The organism is Geodermatophilus sp. SYSU D01186 (genome assembly GCF_054050215.1).
The window spans coordinates 1-16,865 of record NZ_JBJGYW010000007.1 but is presented as its reverse complement, the minus strand read 5'-3'; the positions used below and the strand labels follow the sequence as shown (position 1 = coordinate 16,865).

Annotated in this window: 18 protein-coding genes, 2 tRNA genes and 1 other RNA gene; 10 read left to right on the top strand and 11 right to left on the bottom strand. The window is 75.1% G+C overall.

What is annotated here, in order from left to right; all coding sequences use genetic code 11:
* Positions 1-64 precede the first annotated feature (64 nt).
* The 4 genes from ACI784_RS07180 to ACI784_RS07165 form a co-directional block, all read right to left on the bottom strand.
* Positions 65-1,630, bottom strand: coding sequence for a substrate-binding domain-containing protein (locus tag ACI784_RS07180; RefSeq protein ID WP_457012951.1), 1,566 nt, complete (start codon positions 1,628-1,630; stop codon positions 65-67).
* 208 nt (positions 1,631-1,838) lie between these two features.
* Entirely contained in the window at positions 1,839-2,072 is a 234-nt protein-coding gene (locus ACI784_RS07175) for a DUF2630 family protein (protein WP_456921324.1), read from the bottom strand.
* 36 nt (positions 2,073-2,108) lie between these two features.
* Positions 2,109-3,029, bottom strand: a complete 921-nt coding sequence (locus ACI784_RS07170; protein ID WP_457012950.1) for a prephenate dehydrogenase/arogenate dehydrogenase family protein — start codon at positions 3,027-3,029, stop codon at positions 2,109-2,111.
* Entirely contained in the window at positions 3,026-3,466 is a 441-nt protein-coding gene (locus ACI784_RS07165) for a PaaI family thioesterase (RefSeq protein WP_456921327.1), read from the bottom strand. Before ACI784_RS07165 ends, ACI784_RS07170 begins: the two co-directional genes overlap by 4 nt.
* Positions 3,467-3,477: 11 nt before the next feature.
* On the opposite strand from ACI784_RS07165, the gene ACI784_RS07160 reads away from it, so the two are divergent.
* The 5 genes from ACI784_RS07160 to ACI784_RS07140 all read left to right on the top strand — a co-directional run bounded on the left by ACI784_RS07160 (position 3,478) and on the right by ACI784_RS07140 (position 6,004).
* Positions 3,478-4,140 (top strand): O-methyltransferase, encoded by a 663-nt coding sequence (locus ACI784_RS07160; protein WP_456921328.1) that lies wholly within the window; start codon positions 3,478-3,480, stop codon positions 4,138-4,140.
* Positions 4,137-4,634, top strand: a complete 498-nt coding sequence (locus ACI784_RS07155; protein WP_457012949.1) for a tRNA adenosine deaminase-associated protein — start codon at positions 4,137-4,139, stop codon at positions 4,632-4,634. Before ACI784_RS07160 ends, ACI784_RS07155 begins: the two co-directional genes overlap by 4 nt.
* Complete coding sequence (locus tag ACI784_RS07150) at positions 4,631-5,290, top strand: HAD-IA family hydrolase (protein ID WP_457012948.1); 660 nt, start codon at positions 4,631-4,633, stop codon at positions 5,288-5,290. Before ACI784_RS07155 ends, ACI784_RS07150 begins: the two co-directional genes overlap by 4 nt.
* A gap of 52 nt (positions 5,291-5,342) precedes the next feature.
* Entirely contained in the window at positions 5,343-5,906 is a 564-nt protein-coding gene (locus ACI784_RS07145; protein WP_457012947.1) for a nucleoside deaminase, read from the top strand.
* A gap of 10 nt (positions 5,907-5,916) precedes the next feature.
* A tRNA-Ser gene (locus ACI784_RS07140) sits at positions 5,917-6,004 on the top strand.
* Positions 6,005-6,169: 165 nt separating this feature from the next.
* Here the strand turns inward: ACI784_RS07140 and ACI784_RS07135 are convergent.
* The 4 genes from ACI784_RS07135 to ACI784_RS07120 all read right to left on the bottom strand — a co-directional run bounded on the left by ACI784_RS07135 (position 6,170) and on the right by ACI784_RS07120 (position 10,635).
* Complete coding sequence (locus ACI784_RS07135; RefSeq protein ID WP_457012946.1) at positions 6,170-7,978, bottom strand: flavin-containing monooxygenase; 1,809 nt, start codon at positions 7,976-7,978, stop codon at positions 6,170-6,172.
* Positions 7,975-8,301 (bottom strand): SDR family oxidoreductase, encoded by a 327-nt coding sequence (locus ACI784_RS07130; protein ID WP_457012945.1) that lies wholly within the window; start codon positions 8,299-8,301, stop codon positions 7,975-7,977. Before ACI784_RS07130 ends, ACI784_RS07135 begins: the two co-directional genes overlap by 4 nt.
* 302 nt (positions 8,302-8,603) lie before the next feature.
* Positions 8,604-10,250: a protein kinase domain-containing protein gene (locus ACI784_RS07125; protein WP_457012944.1), complete on the bottom strand. Its 1,647-nt coding sequence runs from the start codon at positions 10,248-10,250 to the stop codon at positions 8,604-8,606.
* A 37-nt stretch (positions 10,251-10,287) separates the two neighbouring features.
* Positions 10,288-10,635: a hypothetical protein gene (locus ACI784_RS07120; protein WP_456921336.1), complete on the bottom strand. Its 348-nt coding sequence runs from the start codon at positions 10,633-10,635 to the stop codon at positions 10,288-10,290.
* A gap of 161 nt (positions 10,636-10,796) precedes the next feature.
* On the opposite strand from ACI784_RS07120, the gene ACI784_RS07115 reads away from it, so the two are divergent.
* Positions 10,797-10,881: transfer RNA gene (locus ACI784_RS07115), tRNA-Ser, on the top strand.
* A gap of 45 nt (positions 10,882-10,926) precedes the next feature.
* On the opposite strand, the gene ACI784_RS07110 is transcribed toward ACI784_RS07115, so the two are convergent.
* A complete protein-coding gene (locus tag ACI784_RS07110) occupies positions 10,927-11,892 on the bottom strand; it encodes a DMT family transporter (protein WP_456921337.1) in 966 nt (321 codons plus the stop codon).
* Between the two features lie 204 nt (positions 11,893-12,096).
* On the opposite strand from ACI784_RS07110, the gene ffs reads away from it, so the two are divergent.
* Positions 12,097-12,192: signal recognition particle sRNA small type (gene ffs / locus ACI784_RS07105), an RNA gene on the top strand.
* A gap of 77 nt (positions 12,193-12,269) precedes the next feature.
* The gene (locus tag ACI784_RS07100) at positions 12,270-14,630 is read left to right on the top strand and encodes a DNA polymerase III subunit gamma and tau (protein WP_457012943.1); all 2,361 of its coding nucleotides are present in this window, start codon (positions 12,270-12,272) and stop codon (positions 14,628-14,630) included.
* Positions 14,631-14,712: 82 nt separating this feature from the next.
* Here ACI784_RS07100 and ACI784_RS07095 read toward each other — a convergent pair whose 3' ends face one another.
* Both ACI784_RS07095 and ACI784_RS07090 read right to left on the bottom strand, forming a co-directional pair.
* Entirely contained in the window at positions 14,713-15,195 is a 483-nt protein-coding gene (locus ACI784_RS07095) for an SRPBCC family protein (RefSeq protein ID WP_456921339.1), read from the bottom strand.
* Positions 15,192-15,557, bottom strand: a complete 366-nt coding sequence (locus tag ACI784_RS07090) for an ArsR/SmtB family transcription factor (protein ID WP_456921341.1) — start codon at positions 15,555-15,557, stop codon at positions 15,192-15,194. The genes ACI784_RS07095 and ACI784_RS07090 overlap by 4 nt, the downstream gene beginning before the upstream one ends.
* Positions 15,558-15,698: 141 nt before the next feature.
* On the opposite strand from ACI784_RS07090, the gene ACI784_RS07085 reads away from it, so the two are divergent.
* Together ACI784_RS07085 and recR are read left to right on the top strand one after the other, a co-directional pair.
* Complete coding sequence (locus tag ACI784_RS07085; protein ID WP_419752098.1) at positions 15,699-16,034, top strand: YbaB/EbfC family nucleoid-associated protein; 336 nt, start codon at positions 15,699-15,701, stop codon at positions 16,032-16,034.
* 34 nt (positions 16,035-16,068) lie between these two features.
* Positions 16,069-16,668, top strand: coding sequence for a recombination mediator RecR (recR, locus tag ACI784_RS07080; protein ID WP_456921342.1), 600 nt, complete (start codon positions 16,069-16,071; stop codon positions 16,666-16,668).
* The last annotated feature ends 197 nt before the right edge of the window (positions 16,669-16,865 follow it).

Here is a 16,865-nt window from a genome sequence, read left to right as displayed (position 1 = left end):
CCACCAGGGTGGGCAGAGCGCGACTGTGCGAGGAACAGGTGTGCCGGGGGAGCCTACGGCGCGGTCAGCCGTCACGCTGGCGGAGGGCGTCGAAGAGGACGGTCTGCAGGGCGGTCGGGTCGACGGCGGAGTACGCCGCGCCGTCGGTCGCCTCCGCGATCCGCTCGAGCGCACCCAGGTCGGCGTCCGGGCCGAGCGCGACGCCGATGACCTTGACCGGCCGCTCGGGGTCGGCCTCGTCGGCCACCGTCGCGAGCAGCTCGTCGAGGGAGATGCCGTCGTCCTCGTCGGTGCCGTCGGTGACCAGCAGGACGCTGTTGACCGCGGCCGGGTCGAAGTCGGCCCGCGCGGCGCGGACGGCGGCGAGCGTCGTGTCGTACAGGCCGGTGCCGCCGGGGGTCAGCCGGTCGGGGATGGTGTCGAGCTGCTCGTCGAGGAGCTCCCGCTGCTCGCGCCCGTCGGCCTGCGCCTCCAGGGGGCGGGTGGGCACCAGCTCGGTCCAGTCCTCGTCGCCCTCGAGCTCGTCGGCGAACACCCACAGGCCCAGCGCGAAGTTGCCCGGCACCAGCGACAGCGCGCTCTTGGCGGCGTCCCGGGCCAGGGTGGCGCGGGTGCCGCCCCCGGCCGGGGCCTCCATGGACGTCGACACGTCGAACACGGTGAGGATGCGCGACGGCGCGGCGAGCTCGGAGAGCTGCCCGAGCAGCGCCTGCACCTGCGCGGGGTCGAGCAGCAGGGCCTCGGGCGCGACCTCCTGGGTGCCGGTGGCGGCACCGGCACCGGTGGGCGGGGCCCCGTCGGCGTCGCGGAACCCGGCGTCCCGGACGGCCGCGCGGGCCGCCTCGGAGGTCAGGGCACGCAGCGCGGCGTCCACCGCGGTGGCGTCGGCACCGGAGGCCGACCCGACCCGCACCACCGGGTAGTCCAGCGAGGGGCTGCCCTCGCGCGGGTAGACCGCGACCAGGGACGGGTCCTCGACACCGGCGTTGGTGGCGACCACCTGCTGCTCGCGCACCGGCACCAGCGGCGCGTCCCCGGCGTTCGCGCTGCCCGCCTCCAGGGCGTCGCCGGGGGAGGTCGAGGGCCCCCGTTCCGCGGCGAGCACCGCCTGGACGACGGCGTTGTCGGCGTCCTCGTCGGCGCCCAGTGCGGTCCGGACGGCGCTGAGCGCGGCCAGCCCCTCGGCGCTGGTGGCCAGGTCGGGGACGGCGAGGGGCCGCCCGCCGGCCAGGGCCTCGCCCCAGCCGGGAGGGGCGTCGGCCCAGCCCAGGGCGTCGACGGCGGCGCGGCTGGTGGCCAGGACGACCGGCGAGCTCGCCACCGACCCGGCGGTCTCCAGCGCAGCCTCGCCGGCGCGGGCCGGCCACAGCGAGGAGTCCGGCACCCAGAGGTGGGGCAGGTCGCCGGCCTCCAGTGCACCCAGGTCCCCGACGGTCTGCAGCGGCTCCTGCGCGGTCACCTCGGCGGCGGCGCAGTCCTCGGCGCGCAGGCCCTCGGCGCCGGAGAGCAGCTGCTCGGCGACCGGCGCCAGCTCGGGGGCCACGGCCACCCGGACGACGTCGCTGCGCGCGCAGTCGCCGTCGCCGGAGCCGACCGCCCACCAGGTGATGCCGGCGGCGACGAGGACCACGGCCGCCCAGCGACGGCGATGAGGACCTGCGGCGTGATGCCCGAGAAGCCCCGGCCGGCGGATGTGTCGGCGTGGCGGCCCATGCGCGCAGTCCCCCGTCGGTCGGTCGGTCAGGGCGTCGTCGGTGACCCCCGCGACCGCCCATCACAGAGTAGATGCGGTTGCTGACTCTGCGGTCACACCGGCCGGGTCGCCGACGACCGCCGCACTACTGCAGGTAGCCCTCGACCTGCTCCTCCGGTCGGGGAGAGGCCTCGTCCGGGTCCTGCCCGTACTGCCGCTTGGCGTCCCGCTGGCGGAGCAGGTCCCACAGCTGGTCGCGGTCCTCCTCGATCTGCCGGAGCCGGGCGCGCTGCTCGTCGGTGTGCTGACCGCTGTCCCGCAGTCGGCGCTCCTCCTCGACCAGCGCCTCGATGCGGCTGCGGATCTCGCTGTCGTCCATGACCGCTCCCTGCCCCTCGCGGCGCGGGTGAAACGGTCAGCGGTCCGGCACGTGGCCCTCGACGAACGCGGCCAGCCGCCGGGTCACCGCTCCACCCGCCCGGCCCAGCGCCAGCAGCGCTGCCCGCTCCAGGGGCACGCGCACACCTCGGCGTCCCGGCGCCGACCCGGTCTGGACGGCGTGCCCGGCGGCGACCAGCTCCGGCCAGGGCCGGGCCAGCTGGGCCTGCACACGGGCCAGCGCCGCCGCCGTCGGCCCGGCGTTGCCCTCCACCATCGCGGTGACGAACGCGGGGTCGCTGGCGATGACCCGGGTGCCGTCGCGGAAGCTCCCCGCGGCCAGGGCCAGCGCCAGCGGACCGGCCTCCCCGGCGGCCGCCGCCAGCGCCGCGGCCAGCAGGTGCGGCACGTGGCTGATCGCGGCCACGGCGTCGTCGTGCTCGGCGGCGGTGGCCGGCACCACCTCCGCGCCGACGGCGAGCGCCACCTCCGCCACCCGCAGCCACCGGGCCAGGTCCGTGTCCGGCTCCAGGCACACCGCCCACCGTGCGCCGGCGAACAGCGCGGGGTCGGTGGCCTCGTGGCCGGACCGCTCCGTGCCGCACATCGGGTGCCCGCCGACGTAGCGGTCGCCGTACGCCGCCCCCAGCTCGGCCAGCACCGGCAGCTTCACCGAGCCGAGGTCGGTGACCGTCGCGTCGGGGTCGACGGTCAGCCCGTCGAGGGCTCCGGCCATCACCGGCAGCGGGACGGCGAGGACGACGACGCCGGTCATCTCCCGGCCGATCCGCACCCCGCGGGCGGCGGCGGCGTCGCGGGCGGCCGGGTCGACGTCCCAGCCGGTCACCGCGCGCCCGGCGGCGACCAGGGCGGCGGCCAGCGACCCGCCGAGCTGGCCGAGGCCGACGACGCCGACCGGCGGCGCGGGCATCGTCGGTACGGGGAAGGAGGCGGTCACGCCGATCCCCAGGGGCGCTCGGTGCGGAACACGCGGGCCAGCGCGGTGGCGACCAGCCGGCCGTCCTGGGCGCGGGCGTCGATCCGGTAGACGGCGGTGCGGCTGCTGCGGTGCACCTCGGTGCCCTCCGCGACCAGCCGGTCGCCGGGGCGTCCCGGGGCGAGGAACTCGGTGTGCACGTCCTGCGCGACCGCGACCGTGCCGTGACTGTTGCTGACCGCCGCGTGGACCACGTCGAGCAGCGCCATGGTCGCGCCCCCGTGCGCGGTCCCGACGGCGTTGAGCAGCTGCGGCCCGACCGTCATCGCGGCGCGGGCGTACCCGGGGCGCACCTGCTCGAGGACGATCCCCAGGTGCCCGGCCAGCGGGTCGGCCGCCAGCCGGGCGAAGAGCGCGGGGTCGACGTCGGCACCGTCGTCCGGTGCGGGATCGGCCATGATCAGAGGCTATGACGCCGCGGTCGTTCCTCCTCACACCGGAACTCAGCGACTACGTACGCGCCACCTCGGAGCCACCGGACGACGTCGCCGTCGACCTGATCGCCGAGACCGCCGCCCTCGCCGACCGCGGGGAGGTGCCGTCGACCTTCCAGATCGCGCCCGAGCAGGGCACCTTCATGCAGCTGCTCACCGGCGCGCTCGGCGCCCGCCGGGCGATCGAGATCGGGACGTTCACCGGCTACTCCGCGCTGTGCGTCGCCCGTGGCCTGCCCGCGGACGGCTCGCTGCTGTGCCTGGACGTCAGCGAGGAGTGGACGGCGATCGCCCGCCGCTACTGGGCGCGGGCCGGCCTGGCCGACCGGATCGAGCTGCGGCTCGGAGACGCCCACGAGTCGCTGCGGGCCCTGCCGGCCGAGCCCACCTTCGACCTGGCGTTCGTCGACGCCGACAAGACCGGGTACGCCGCCTACGTCGACGACCTGTACCCGCGGATGACCGCCAACGGCGTGGTGCTGCTCGACAACACCCTGGCCGGCGGCGAGGTGCTCGACCCGCAGAACGACAACCAGCGGGCGATCGTCGCGCTCAACGCCGCGCTGGCCACCGACCCCCGGTGGGAGACGGTGCTGCTGCCGGTCTCCGACGGTCTGACGATGCTGCGCAAGCGATGACCGACCCCGAGGTGCGCGCCAGCTGGGCGGTGCGGGTGAGCCGGCCGGAGGGCCGCTGGCAGGTGGAGCTGCTCGCCACCGACGCCGGGGACGAGCTGCCGGTGCTCGAGCGGGCCCTGGGCGAGCCCGGCGCCGGCGGCTGGCCGGGGCCGTTCGTGGTCGTCGTCGACTCGCGGCTGTACTTCGTCGTCCTCCGGCACGGCCCCGGCGGACTGGTGCGGGCGCTGATCTCCGACGCCACCATGCAGGAGTGGATCCTGGCCGCCGAGGTGGTGGAGCGCTACGGCATCGCCGTGGACTCCGACGGCGCCTTCGACGACGACGAGACCGGCTGGCCGGGAGGTGACCTGGACGTGTTCTCCGACGACGGGCTGCCCGCCGAGCAGCTGCGGACCATCGTGACCGCCGACGACCTGTGGGCCGACGAGATGGTCGCCGCCATCGCCGCCCGCCTCGGCTTCGCCGACGAGCTGGCCGCGGCAGTGACGCCGTGAGCGGCCGCGTGTCCGCCGTCGTCTTCGACCTGGGCGGGGTGATCACCGAGAGCCCGATGCCGGCGTTCGCCGCCTACGAGGCCGAGGCCGGGCTGCCCGACGGGCTGATCCGGCGACTGAACAGCACCGACCCCGACACCAACGCCTGGGCCCGCTACGAGCGCAACGAGCTGGACGCCGCCGGGTTCGTCGACGCCTTCGAGGCCGAGGCCCTCGCCGCCGGGCACCGGCTCGACGCCTCCCGGGTGCTCGCCGCCCTGGCCGGTGCCGTCCGGCCGGAGATGGTGCGGGCGGTGCGGCGGCTGCGGGACGCCGGACTGTCCCTGGCGCTGCTGTCGAACAACGTCGCACCCATGGAGCGCACCGGCGCCCTCGGGGAGCTGCTCGAGCTGTTCGACGCGGTGGTGGAGTCCTCCCTGGAGGGCGTGCGCAAGCCGGAGCCGGAGATCTACCGGCGCGCGCTGAGCCGCCTGTCCGACGCCCTGGGCCGGCCGGTCGAGGCGGCGGACTGCGCCTACCTCGACGACCTCGGCATCAACCTCAAGCCGGCCCGGGCCATGGGGATGCACACGATCAAGGTCGTCGAGCCGGCCGCGGCGCTGGCCGAGCTGTCGGACGTCGTCGGCATCGACCTGCTCGACGTGGCCGGGACGTGACCACGCCTGCGGCGCACCTGTCTCCGCGGGCAGTTGTGCTCTGCCCACCCTGGTGGGCAGAGCACGAGCGTCCGGCAACCAGATCGCGGCCCGCCCCATCGTGCTCTGCCCACGGTGGTGGGCAGAGCACGAGCTCTCGCAGGGCGACCGGGTGACCCTCGACCTCGACGCCGCGATGGGCCGTGCCCTGGAACTCGCCGCGGCCGCGGTGGAGTGGGGCGACACGCCGATCGGTGCCGTCGTCCTGGACGCAGGCGGCGCGGTCCTGGCCGAGGCGGCCAACGAGCGGGAGAAGCAGGGCGACCCGACCGCGCACGCCGAGGTGCTCGCGCTCCGCGCCGCCGCGCGGGTGCACGGCGACGGCTGGCGGCTCACCGGGACGACGCTCGTGGTCACCCTCGAGCCCTGCACCATGTGCGCCGGCGCCAGCGTGCTGGCCCGCGTCGGCCACGTCGTCTACGGCGCCGACGACCCGAAGGCGGGCGCGGCCGGGTCGCTGTGGGACGTCGTCCGCGACCGCCGGCTCAACCACCGGCCGCAGGTCACGGGCGGGCTGCGGGCCGAGGAGTCCGCCACGCTCCTACGCGAGTTCTTCCGCCGTCAGCGGGGCCTGTAGTCTCTTCGGCGGTGGCGTGTCCGAGCGGCCGAAGGAGCACGCCTCGAAAGCGTGTGAGGTGCAAGCCTCCGTGGGTTCAAATCCCACCGCCACCGCCAGGAGCTACTGACGGAAGTCTCGTCGAGTAGCGACGAGAGTGACGGCGAAGCCGTCCTCGGAGGACCTGACCGACAGGTCGGTGACTCCGGGGGCGGCTTCGTTGTTGTTCGGGGCCGGATGAGCCGCTTCGTCATCGCCAGCCAGCAGCAACGAGGGTCACCGGACTACGACACGCTCTGACCGCGGCAACTGTTCCGAGGGGTGAGGGTCAGCCCGGCGAAGTCGCCCGCGTCGCGCCAGTCCCGCAGCATCTCGAAGAAGGTGTTCCCGGCGGGGAGGTAACGCCCGGCCGCCAACGTGTTCGGGTCGGCGGCATTCCCCTCGTTGTTGCCCGCGGCGGGGGTGCAGGCGTTCAGCTTCGCGATCACCTCCGGGCTCATGCTCCGGCTGCGGACGTGGTGCACGTAGTCGTCCTCCGCCTCCTTGGTCGCCTCGATCACCGCACCGCGCCGCTCGGCCTCGGCGATGACGTGCGCGGCGTGCTTGGTCTGCTCCAGCGCCATGTGCGTGTAGCTGACCGAGAACGCCGTCTGGGTGAAGCCGAAGAAGAACGCGTTCGGGTAGTCATGGGTGTGCATCCCGTGAAGCGTCCGCAGACCCTCGGACCACTTGTCCGACAGCAGCTTCCCGCTGCGGCCGATGATGCGCAGCCCGGTGCCGTAGAGGAAGCCCATGCCGAGGTCGAAGCCGGTCGCGAACACCAGGGCGTCGAGCTCGTAGGCCTCGCCGTCCACCACCACGGCGTGCTCGGTGATCTCGTCCGGGCCCCGGCCGTTGGTGTCGACCAGGTGGACGTTCGGCCGATTGAACGACGTCAGGAACTCGTCGTGGAAGTTGGGGCGCTTGCAGCCGTAGCTGTAGTACGGCTTGAGTGCCGCCGCGACGTCCGGGTCCTCGACGACCTCGTCCACCCGGCTGCGGATCCGTTCCATGACCTCCAGGTCGGCGTGCTCGAGCGGCTTCCCGGACGCCGTGGCCGAGGCGAGGAACTGGGCGATCTCCGTCCAGCCGTCCTGAACCATGTCCGGCTCGCCGTCCGGGGCGGGGTAGCCGGTGGACACCGCGGTGAAGTTCCACATGCGCCGGTACTGCCACCCCGGTTCGAGGTCCTTGCCGAAGTCCTCCGGAGTGGGGGCGTTGTTGCGTTCCCACGGCGCGGCCGGGGTCCGCTGGAACACGAACACCTCCTTCGCGGCCTCGGCGAGCCGCGGGATGACCTGGATGCCGGTCGCGCCGGTGCCGAGGATGCCCACCCGCTTGTCGGCCAGGTTCTCCAGGTTCTCCCCGGTGAAGGCGTGGTCCCACCGGCTGGTGTGCCAGTTGTGGCCCGTGAACGACTCGATGCCCTTGATCCCCGGCAGCTTGGGGTTCTGCAGGCGTCCGGGGGCGACGATGAAGTACCGCGCGCGGACCGTGTCGCCGCGGTTGGTGCTGATCACCCACCGGGAGTCGGTGTCGTCCCAGCGAGCCTCCTGGACCTCGGTCTGGAAGACGGCATCGCGGTAGAGGTCGAAGTGCCGGGCGATCCGCCGGCAGTGCTCCAGGATCTCCGGCTGCCGGGCGTACTTCTCGGTCGGGATGTACCCGGTCTCCTCGAGCAACGGCAGGTAGACGTGCGACTCGGTGTCGCACTGCGCGCCCGGGTAGCGGTTCCAGTACCAGGTGCCGCCCACGTCGCTGGCCTTGTCGATCATCATGATCCGTTCGAGGCCCACCTCGCGCAGCCACACGGCCATCTGGAGGTTGGCCAGCCCGGCGCCCAGCAGCACCGCGTCGACGGTGGCCTCGATCGGGTCGCGCGATCCGTCGGTCTCCGCCCACGGGTCCTCGGCGAAGCGCTCCAGGTCGCCCTCGAGGTGGACGTACTGGTCGAGCCCGTCGGCGCGCAGCCGCTTCGCCCGCTCCTCGGCGTACTTCCGCTGCGCCTCCTCGGGGGTCAACGGCGTCGCGGCGGCCGGCACCGCCGGGGTCACCGGGAGCTCCGGCCGGCGATCAGGGCCGTGTAGATCGACGCCCCGCCGTCGACGACGATGTCCTGACCGTTGACGAACGACGAGCCGTCGCCGGCCAGCCACAGGGCGACGTCGGCCATGTCCTCGGCGGTACCGGCGCGGCGCGACGGCGTCCCCCGGACGAACTGGTCGCGGATCTCCGCCACGGCCTCGTCCACCGATTCCAGGTCGAGGTCGTTGACCACGACCCGCGCCCCCTCGGTGGCGAACAACAGCGCCGCAGCGAGACCCTGGCCGCGACCTGAGCCGGTGATGACGGCGGTCTTCCCCTCGAGCTGCGCCAATGTCGCCTTCCTTCCAGCGGGATGGGTGATCGGACGCCTGAGACGTCGCAGATCACCGTCGCTGGCGAGGCGAAGAGGCGGACATGTGCGGGGGACCATTTTCCGCCGCCGTCGGGTGTGCGGGCGTCCGTGTCCGGCCCGACGCCGCGCCGTTGGCGTCCGTCGCCGGACGCGCAGGCCGAACGGCCCGCCGACCTCTCCGCTCCGTGACGGCAGGAAGGTCTCATGAGGACATCAGCAAGGACGATGCGCGGCCGGCGGGCCAGGTTGCTGGTCAGCGCCAGGCTCCGGTCGTACGTGCGTCAGCCGATCGTCCGGACGTACCGGTCGAGGTCGACCAGCCATCGGCCGTCGTCGGCCTGCGTGAGTCTCACCTCGTGCAGCTCGAGCTCCGCGCTGCCGTCGTCCCGCGTGAAGCGGACCTCCGTGGTCGCGGTGATCGCGCCGTCCTGCTCCTCGACGTCGCGCACCTCGGCCAGCTCCACCTCCGACCACGGGGACCAGAAGTCCCGGTAGTAGTCGGGATCGGCGGCCTCCTGCAGCGTGGGGCCGGTCAGGTCGTACGCGGCGTCGGGGTCGTCGGGCAGCAGCGCGTAGTAGTCGTCCAGCGTCTCCTCGGCCACGGCGGCCGGGTCGTCGGCCGGGTCATCGGCCGGCGCGTCACCGGCGTCGTCGGAGGCCGGGGTGTCCGCCTCGCCGGCCGAGCCGTCAGGTGCGGCGGACGACGGCGGCTCGGCGTCCTGCGTCGGCCGCTGGGTGTCCGCGTCGGCCGACGTCCCGGGCGGGTCGCCGCGGGTGGTGAGCCACAGGGCCCCGCCACCGGCCAGCAGCAGCACGAGGAGCAGCGCTGCCACCAGCAACGGCCGGCGCCGCGCCCGACCGGTGAGCACCGGCGCCGGCTGCTGGGGCGGAGTGGTGCCGGAGGCAGTCCCCGACCGGGGCGCGGCCGACGCAGCGGGGGTGCGCGGCCTCGGTGGTGCGTCCTGGACCGCGGTGTCGGCGGCCCCGGCCGCGACGGCCGGCGCCGCGCTCGTGGACAGCTCCTCGGTGCGCTGCCGGTTGGTCGAGGAGCGCAGGATGGTGCGGGCCAGCAGCACCGTGGTGGGGTCGCCGTCCCGGCCGGCCGCGAGCCGGGCCAGCTCGTCGCGGACCTCGGTCATCGTCGGCCGGTGTGCCGGGTCGTCGGCCAGCATGCGGGTCAGCGGCCCGGTGAGCGAGCCGGCACGGCGAGGCGGCAGGGGGCCGCCCGCGGCGACGCGGTGCAGCAGCCGGAGCGGGTTGTCGTCCATCCCGAAGGGCGGATGCCCCTCCATGCAGGTGTACAGCGTGGCGCCGAGGGAGAAGACGTCGCTCGCGGGCGTCATCTCCTCGCCCCGTGCCACCTCCGGCGCCAGGAACGCCGGCGTGCCGGTGATCTGGCCGGTCTGGGTCAGCGTCACGTCCCCGGAGGCGTGGGAGATGCCGAAGTCGGTGATCTTGACCAGCCCGTCGACGTCGGGCCCCTGGCCGATGAGCACGTTGGCCGGTTTCACGTCGCGGTGCACGATGCCCGCGTCGTGCGTGGCGACCAGCGCGTCGGCCACCTGGGCCCCGATCTGCGCCACCTGGTCCACCCGCAGCACGCCGTCCTCGTGCAGCACCTCCGCCAGGCTGCGCGAGGGCAGGTACTCCATGACCAGCCAGGGGGAGCCGGCCTCGACCGCGACGTCGTAGACCGAGACGGCGTGCAGGTGGCTCAGCCGGGCGGCGATGCGGCCCTCTCGCAGCGCACGCTGGCGCTGCCGTTCCACCGCCGCCGCGTCGGCGCCGGGAGGGGGCAGCACCTGCTTGACCGCGACGTGGCGCCCCAGGCGCTCGTCACGGGCCAGCCAGACCGCACCCATGCCGCCGCCCCCGATGCGGTCGAGCAGCTGGTAGCGGCCGGCGACCAGGTCACCCGGCGCGGTCATCGCCGGTCCGTTCCCGCGCTCGGAGCGCCGGCGCCGGTCAGACGCCGCTGGGGACGCCGAACCGGCGGGCGTACTCCTCCTGCGCCCCGGCCGGCAGCACGTCGTAGAGCTCGCCGAGCTCCTGGGTGGCGTCGGGGGAGAGGTCGTCGAACAGCCGCTTCCAGGTCGGCGGGTCGTCGTAGCTCCGGGTGAGCAGCAGCTCCCACGCCCGTGTCTGCCGGTCGCGCTTGCTGCGCTCGGCGACGAACTCGGACAGGTAGCGGTCCTTCGCGGCGTCCTTCTCCTCCTTGGTCGCCGTCGGCGGCAGGCCGGAGGGGTCGGCGCCGTGGAGCACCGCGACGATGGCCTCCACGACGTCGGGCCGGAGCTGGTCGGTCTCGCTCATGGGGCGTCCTCTCGTGTTGCACCGGCCGTCGATCCCGTTCCGGACCACCCTGCCCCACCCGACCGCCGGGAAACACCGCCCCGTTCCCGGCCGCGTGCCACGCCGCCCGGGTGCCGCGGCTGACCGGCCGGACGGCGCCCGGTATCCTGGCCCGCGCAGTTGGAGGATTCGCCTAGTGGCCTATGGCGCTCGCTTGGAAAGCGGGTTGGGGGCAACCCCTCGGGAGTTCGAATCTCCCATCCTCCGCAGCCGAGGCCGGGCCCCGCACCAGCGGGGCCCGGCCTCCGTGCATCAGGCGCCGGGCCGGGTGACGACGTCCCCGGCGGCCGGGGAACCCAGCCGGCGCAGGTAGAGGCCGGTGACGGCGGCGAGCACCAGCACCCCGCCCATCAGCGCGCCCACCGGGAGTCGCTCGCCGAGGAACGCCGTGGCCAGCGCCGTCGCCGTCACCGGCTCCAGCAGGGTGACGATCGCCGCCACCGCGCCCGGCACCGTCCGCACGCCGCGGAAGAACAGGGCGTAGGCGGCGGCGCTCGGCACCGCGCCCAGGTACAGCAGGGTGAGCAGGGCGACCGGATCGCCGGTCAGCCGCAGCCCGGCGGCCAGCGCGACGGGGGTGAGCAGCAGCGCCCCACCGACGAAGCCGGCCAGCGTCACCGGGACGCCGGCCGGGACCGCACCGCCGGCCAGGGTCACCACGGCGTAGCCGAGGGCCGAGCCGACCGCGAGGAGGGCGCCCAGCAGCACCGCCGTCCCGGCCGAGGCGCCGGCGGTGAGCCCCACCAGCAGGCCCAGACCGGTGAGTGCGGTGAGGAGGGCGACGACGGTCGGCCGGTCCGGGCGGCCGTGGCCCAGCAGGGCCGCGCCCACGGCGATGAGCAGCGGCGCCAGCCCGAGCGCGACGAGCGTGGCGATGCTCACCCCGGCCCGGGCGACGGCGGCGAAGTAGGCCAGTTGGTAGGCGGCCAGCCCGGCCGCGACCAGCGCCAGCCGGACGGCGACCGGACGGGTGAGCGGGACGGCGCTGCCGGCGCGCCGGCGGCGGGTGAGCACGTGCGCGGCGAGCAGGACGGCGGCGCCGATCGCCATGCGGTGCCAGGCGATGTCGAGCGGACCGAGGTCGCTGTGGTCGGCGACGATGCGGCCGCTGACGCCGGCGGTGCCCCAGCAGAGGGCGGCGAGGACGACGAGGACGAAGCCGCCGGTCGCGGGCGTGGCGGGGGAGCCGCTGGTCGCGGCTCGGGTCGGGCTGGACATGACGCTCCTGGTCGCAGATCCGGATCGGGGAGGCGGTCCGGAGCACGGCGCAGCGGCCCGGCAGCGTGCCGGACGGGGTCAGCCCGCGGTGCTCCGGGTCAGGAGCGGGGCGGGGGCAGGACGAGGGCGCGCCGGGGCGTCATGCCGTCGGAGGGTAGCCGGGGGGCCGCGGCCGCGGGCGGGGGTTCGTGACCTACAGTGGGAGGCGACCCCTCGCGTGGCGTCATCCTGTGAACCTCCCCAGGGCCGGAAGGCAGCAAGGATAAGCGGGCTCTGGCGGGTGCGCGGGGGGTCCCTTCGTTCCCGGCCCGGCCTCCGCGACCGGGTCACACCGGCGGTGCGCCGATCCGTCGCCCGGCCCACGTAACCTCGCCTCCGTGGCACTGGCGCTCTACCGGAAGTACCGCCCGGCGACCTTCGCCGAGGTGGTCGGCCAGGAGCACGTGACCACCCCGCTGGTCAACGCCGTCGACGGCGGGCGGATCAACCACGCCTACCTCTTCAGCGGCCCCCGCGGGTGCGGCAAGACCTCCTCGGCGCGGATCCTCGCCCGGTCGCTGAACTGCGAGCAGGGGCCGACGTCCACGCCCTGCGGGGTGTGCGGCTCGTGCGTCGCGCTGGCGCCCGACGGCCCCGGCTCGCTCGACGTCATCGAGATCGACGCGGCCAGTCACGGTGGTGTCGACGACGCCCGCGACCTGCGCGAGCGGGCCTTCTTCGCGCCGGTGAACAGCCGCTACAAGGTCTACATCGTCGACGAGGCGCACATGGTGACCACGCAGGGCTTCAACGCCCTGCTCAAGGTGGTCGAGGAGCCGCCGGAGTTCCTCGTCTTCGTCTTCGCCACCACCGAGCCGGACAAGGTGCTCCCCACCATCCGCTCGCGCACCCACCACTACCCGTTCCGGCTGGTGCCCCCGACGACGCTGCGCGGCCTGCTGGAGAAGACCTGTGCCGCCGAGGGCGTGCAGGTCGAGCCGACGGTGTTCCCGCTGGTGGTCCGGGCCGGTGGGGGCTCGGTGCGCGACTCGCTGTCGATCCTCGACCAGCTGCTGGCGGGGGCCGGGCCCGACGGGGTCACCTACAAGAGCGCCGTCGGGCTGCTCGGCGTCACCGACGACGCCCTGCTCGACGAGACGATCGACGCCCTCGCCGCGCACGACGCGCCCGGCGTCTTCCGCGCGGTCGACCGGGTGGTCGAGGCCGGGCACGACCCACGGCGCTTCGCCACCGACCTGCTCGACCGGCTCCGCGACCTCATCGTGCTGGACGCCGTGCCCGACGCCGGCGGCAACGGGCTGCTCGACTGCCCGCCCGACCGGCTGGACCTCATGACCTCGCAGGCCCGGGCGCTGGGCTCGGCGACGCTGTCGCGGATGGCCGACACCGTCCACGACGGCCTCACCGAGATGCGGGGGACGACGGCGCCGCGGCTGCTGCTCGAGCTGGTGTGCGCGCGGATGCTGCTGCCCGGCACCGACGACTCGGCGGTCGCCACGCTGCAGCGGCTGGAGCGCCTCGAGCGCCGGATGTCGATCGCCGGTGAGCACGCGGGGCGGGCGGGTGGGGGAGCGATCGCCGAGGCGCCCCCGGTGGCGGAGGTCCGCCGCCCGCCGGTGGACGACGTCCCGCCCGCCCCCGCGCCGGCCGGCGGCCCGCGGCGGGAGTTCGTCCGCAGGTCGCAGGCCACGGAGGCCGCGGCACCGGCGACCCCGGCCGCGCCGACCCCGCCCGCTCCGGCGGAGCGGCCGGCGACCCCGCCGCCTGCGGAGCGGCCCGCGACCCCACCGGCGGCGGCCTCCGCGCCATCCCGGCCGGCCGCCGAGCCGCAGCCGTCGGCACCGGCAGCGGCCCGTCCGGCCACCGACGACGGCTGGCCCGCGACCACCCCGCCGGGCTCCGGCGCGCCGGCCTCCCGCCCGGCTCCGGTGGCCGACGGCTGGCCCGCGACCACCCCGCCCGGCTCCGGTGGTGCTCCCGCGCGGAAGCCCGCGCCGCCGGCGGCTCCCGAGCCGGCGCCCGCGGAGGAGCGCCGGCGGCCCCGCGTCGCCGAGGGCGAGCCGGACATCCCCCTCCCGCCGGAGCCCACCGACGACGAGGACTGGCCGCACCAGCCCCACCCCGCCGCGGCTGCCGCGGCGGCCGCCCGCCTCGAGCAGCCCCGGCCGGCCGCGGACCCCGCGCCGCGGGCCGCGGCGGAGTCCTCGCCCGCGCCGCGCGGGGGCGAGCCGACGCCGGTGGTCTCGGCCGAGCCGGAGCAGTCCGCAGGCGAGGGCGAGCTCGGCACCGCCGACGTCCGCCGGGTGTGGCCCGAGCTGCTGAAGGTCGTCCGCGGCCACAAGCGCACGACCGAGGCGCTGCTCAAGAGCGCGCAGGTGCACGACCTCGGCAACGGCACCCTCACCCTCGCGGCCACCTCGCCGGCCCTGGCCAAGATGCTCGGCGACGACCTGAACAAGGACGTCGTCCGGCAGTCGCTGCAGGAGCTGCTCGGCGTGCGCTGGAAGGTGCAGGTCGTCGTCGAGGGCGCCACGTCCCGCGGTGCTGGTCCCGCCGTCGCCCCGGAGGCCGCGCGCGAGGCGGCGCGGGCCGCGGAGGTCGCGGAGGCCCGCGAGCTCATGGCCGAACGGGCCGCCGAGGGTGCGGGGGAGCGCGAGCCGGAGCCGGTGGTCGACCCGGAGCAGGCGGCGCTGTCGCTGCTGCGGGCCCAGCTCGGCGCCCGCCCCATCGACGACTGAAGCAGAGGCCCTCCACGGCTCGCAGGCCCGGGCGCCCCCCTGCGGGGCCCGCCGCGAGCCTGCGAGTGGTGGGGGGCCTTCTTCAGCTCCGGGCCAGGACCTCGTCGAGGCGCTCGTAGCCCTCGCGGACGCCGACCTCCATGCCGCTGGCCACGAACGCGTCGCGGCCCTCGAAGGAGTCCACCAGGGAGGTCGCGGTCAGCCGGGTGCGGCCGTCGCCGAGGTCCTCGAGCACCAGCTTCTCCAGCGCGACGCCGTCGGGCACGCCCTCGAACGTGAAGGTCTGCACGATTAGCTCGTCCGGCCGCACCTCGTGGAAGCAGCCGCGGAAGCCGTACTCCTCGCCGTCCTGCCGGTGCAGGTAGCGGTAGGAGCCGCCGGTGCGGCAGTCGTAGTGGTCGATCGTCATCTCCAGGCCCCGCGGGCCGAGCCACTGGACCAGCAGGTCGGGGTCGGTGTGGGCGCGGAACACCTTCGACGGCGGGGCGTCGAACTCCCGGATGATCCGGATCAGCGGGACCTCGGTGTCGGCGATGATCTGCGTCTCGTGCGTGGAGGTGGTCACGTCGGGTTCCCTTCGGGGCGGGTGCGGGTCGGGGTGTCGTCGTCCGGCATGGACCGGAGGACGTCGTCCAGGCGGCGGTAGCGCTCCTCGGCCTGGCGGCGGTAGCGCTCGATCCACGTGGTCATGAGGTCGAAGACCTCCGCTTCCAGGTGCACCGGGCGGCGCTGGGCGTCGCGGCTGCGGGTGACCAGGCCGGCGTCCTCGAGCACGCGCAGGTGCTTGGAGACGGCCTGGACGCTCACCTCGTAGGGCTCGGCGAGCTCCCCGACGGTGGCGTCGGCCACCGTGAGCCGGGCGACCATGTCGCGCCGGGTGGGATCGGCCAGGGCCGCGAAGACCCGCGACAACGGATCAGCGGCCATCGGGGGGACCTCCCTCCTCGTCAACCAATCGGTTGAGTAAGAGGGTGGCCCGGTGTCGGACTGTTGTCAACCGTCTGGTTGAGGAAGGTGCTCGGCCCGTCGGTCCCGGCGTCGGTCGTACCCGCGGCCTACGCTCGGGGCATGTTCCCCGGTGGTCAGCCCGACATGGCACGCCTGCTCGAGCAGGCGCAGCAGATGCAGCAGCAGCTGGCTGCCGCGCAGGAGCAGCTGGCGCAGGAGACGGTGACCGGCTCGGCCGGCGGCGGGCTCGTCACCGCGACGATGACCGGCCAGGGCGAGCTGTCCGCGGTCACGATCGCGCCCGAGGCGGTCGACCCGTCCGACGTCGAGACCCTGCAGGACCTCGTCGTCGCCGCCGTGCGCGACGCCTCGCGTCAGGTCAACGAACTCACCGCCAGCCGGATGGGGCCGCTCGCCGGCGGCCTCGGCGGCGGCCTGGGGCTGCCCGGCCTCTGAGCCGCAGCATCCCCTCCGCGACTGGAGGATCACCGTGTACGAGGGGGCCGTCCAGGACCTCATCGACGAGCTCGGCCGGCTCCCCGGCGTCGGGCCGAAGAGCGCCCAGCGCATCGCCTTCCACCTGCTGGCGTCCGAGTCCGCCGACGTCGGGCGCCTGGTGGCGGCGCTGCAGCGCGTCCAGGCCGAGGTCCGGTTCTGCGTGACCTGCTTCAACGTCGCCGAGGGTGAGCAGTGCCGGATCTGCCGCGACCCGCGGCGCAGTGACGACGTCATCTGCGTCGTCGAGGAGCCCAAGGACGTCGTCGCCATCGAGCGCACCCGCGAGTTCCGCGGCCGCTACCACGTGCTCGGCGGCGCGATCAGCCCGATCGAGGGCGTCGGCCCCGACGACCTGCGGGTCAAGGAGCTGATGACCCGGCTGATGAACGGCACGGTCACCGAGCTGATCATCGCCACCGACCCCAACCTCGAGGGGGAGGCCACCGCCGCCTACCTCGCCCGGCTGGTCGGGCCGATGGGGCTGGCCGTCTCGCGGCTGGCCAGCGGGCTGCCCGTGGGCGGCGACCTGGAGTACGCCGACGAGATCACGCTGGGTCGGGCCTTCGAGGGCCGCCGCCGCATCGACGCGTGAGAAAGGACCCCGTCCTCCCCACCCCTCGCAGGCTCGGGGCGGTGCCCGAGACGGGGCCAGGGGCCAAGGGGGACCCCGTCCTCCCCACCCCTCGCAGGCTCGGGGCGGTGCCCGAGACGGGGCCAGGGGCCAAGGGGGACCCCGTCCTCCCCACCCCTCGCAGGCTCGGGGCGGTGCCCGAGACGGGGCCAGGGGCC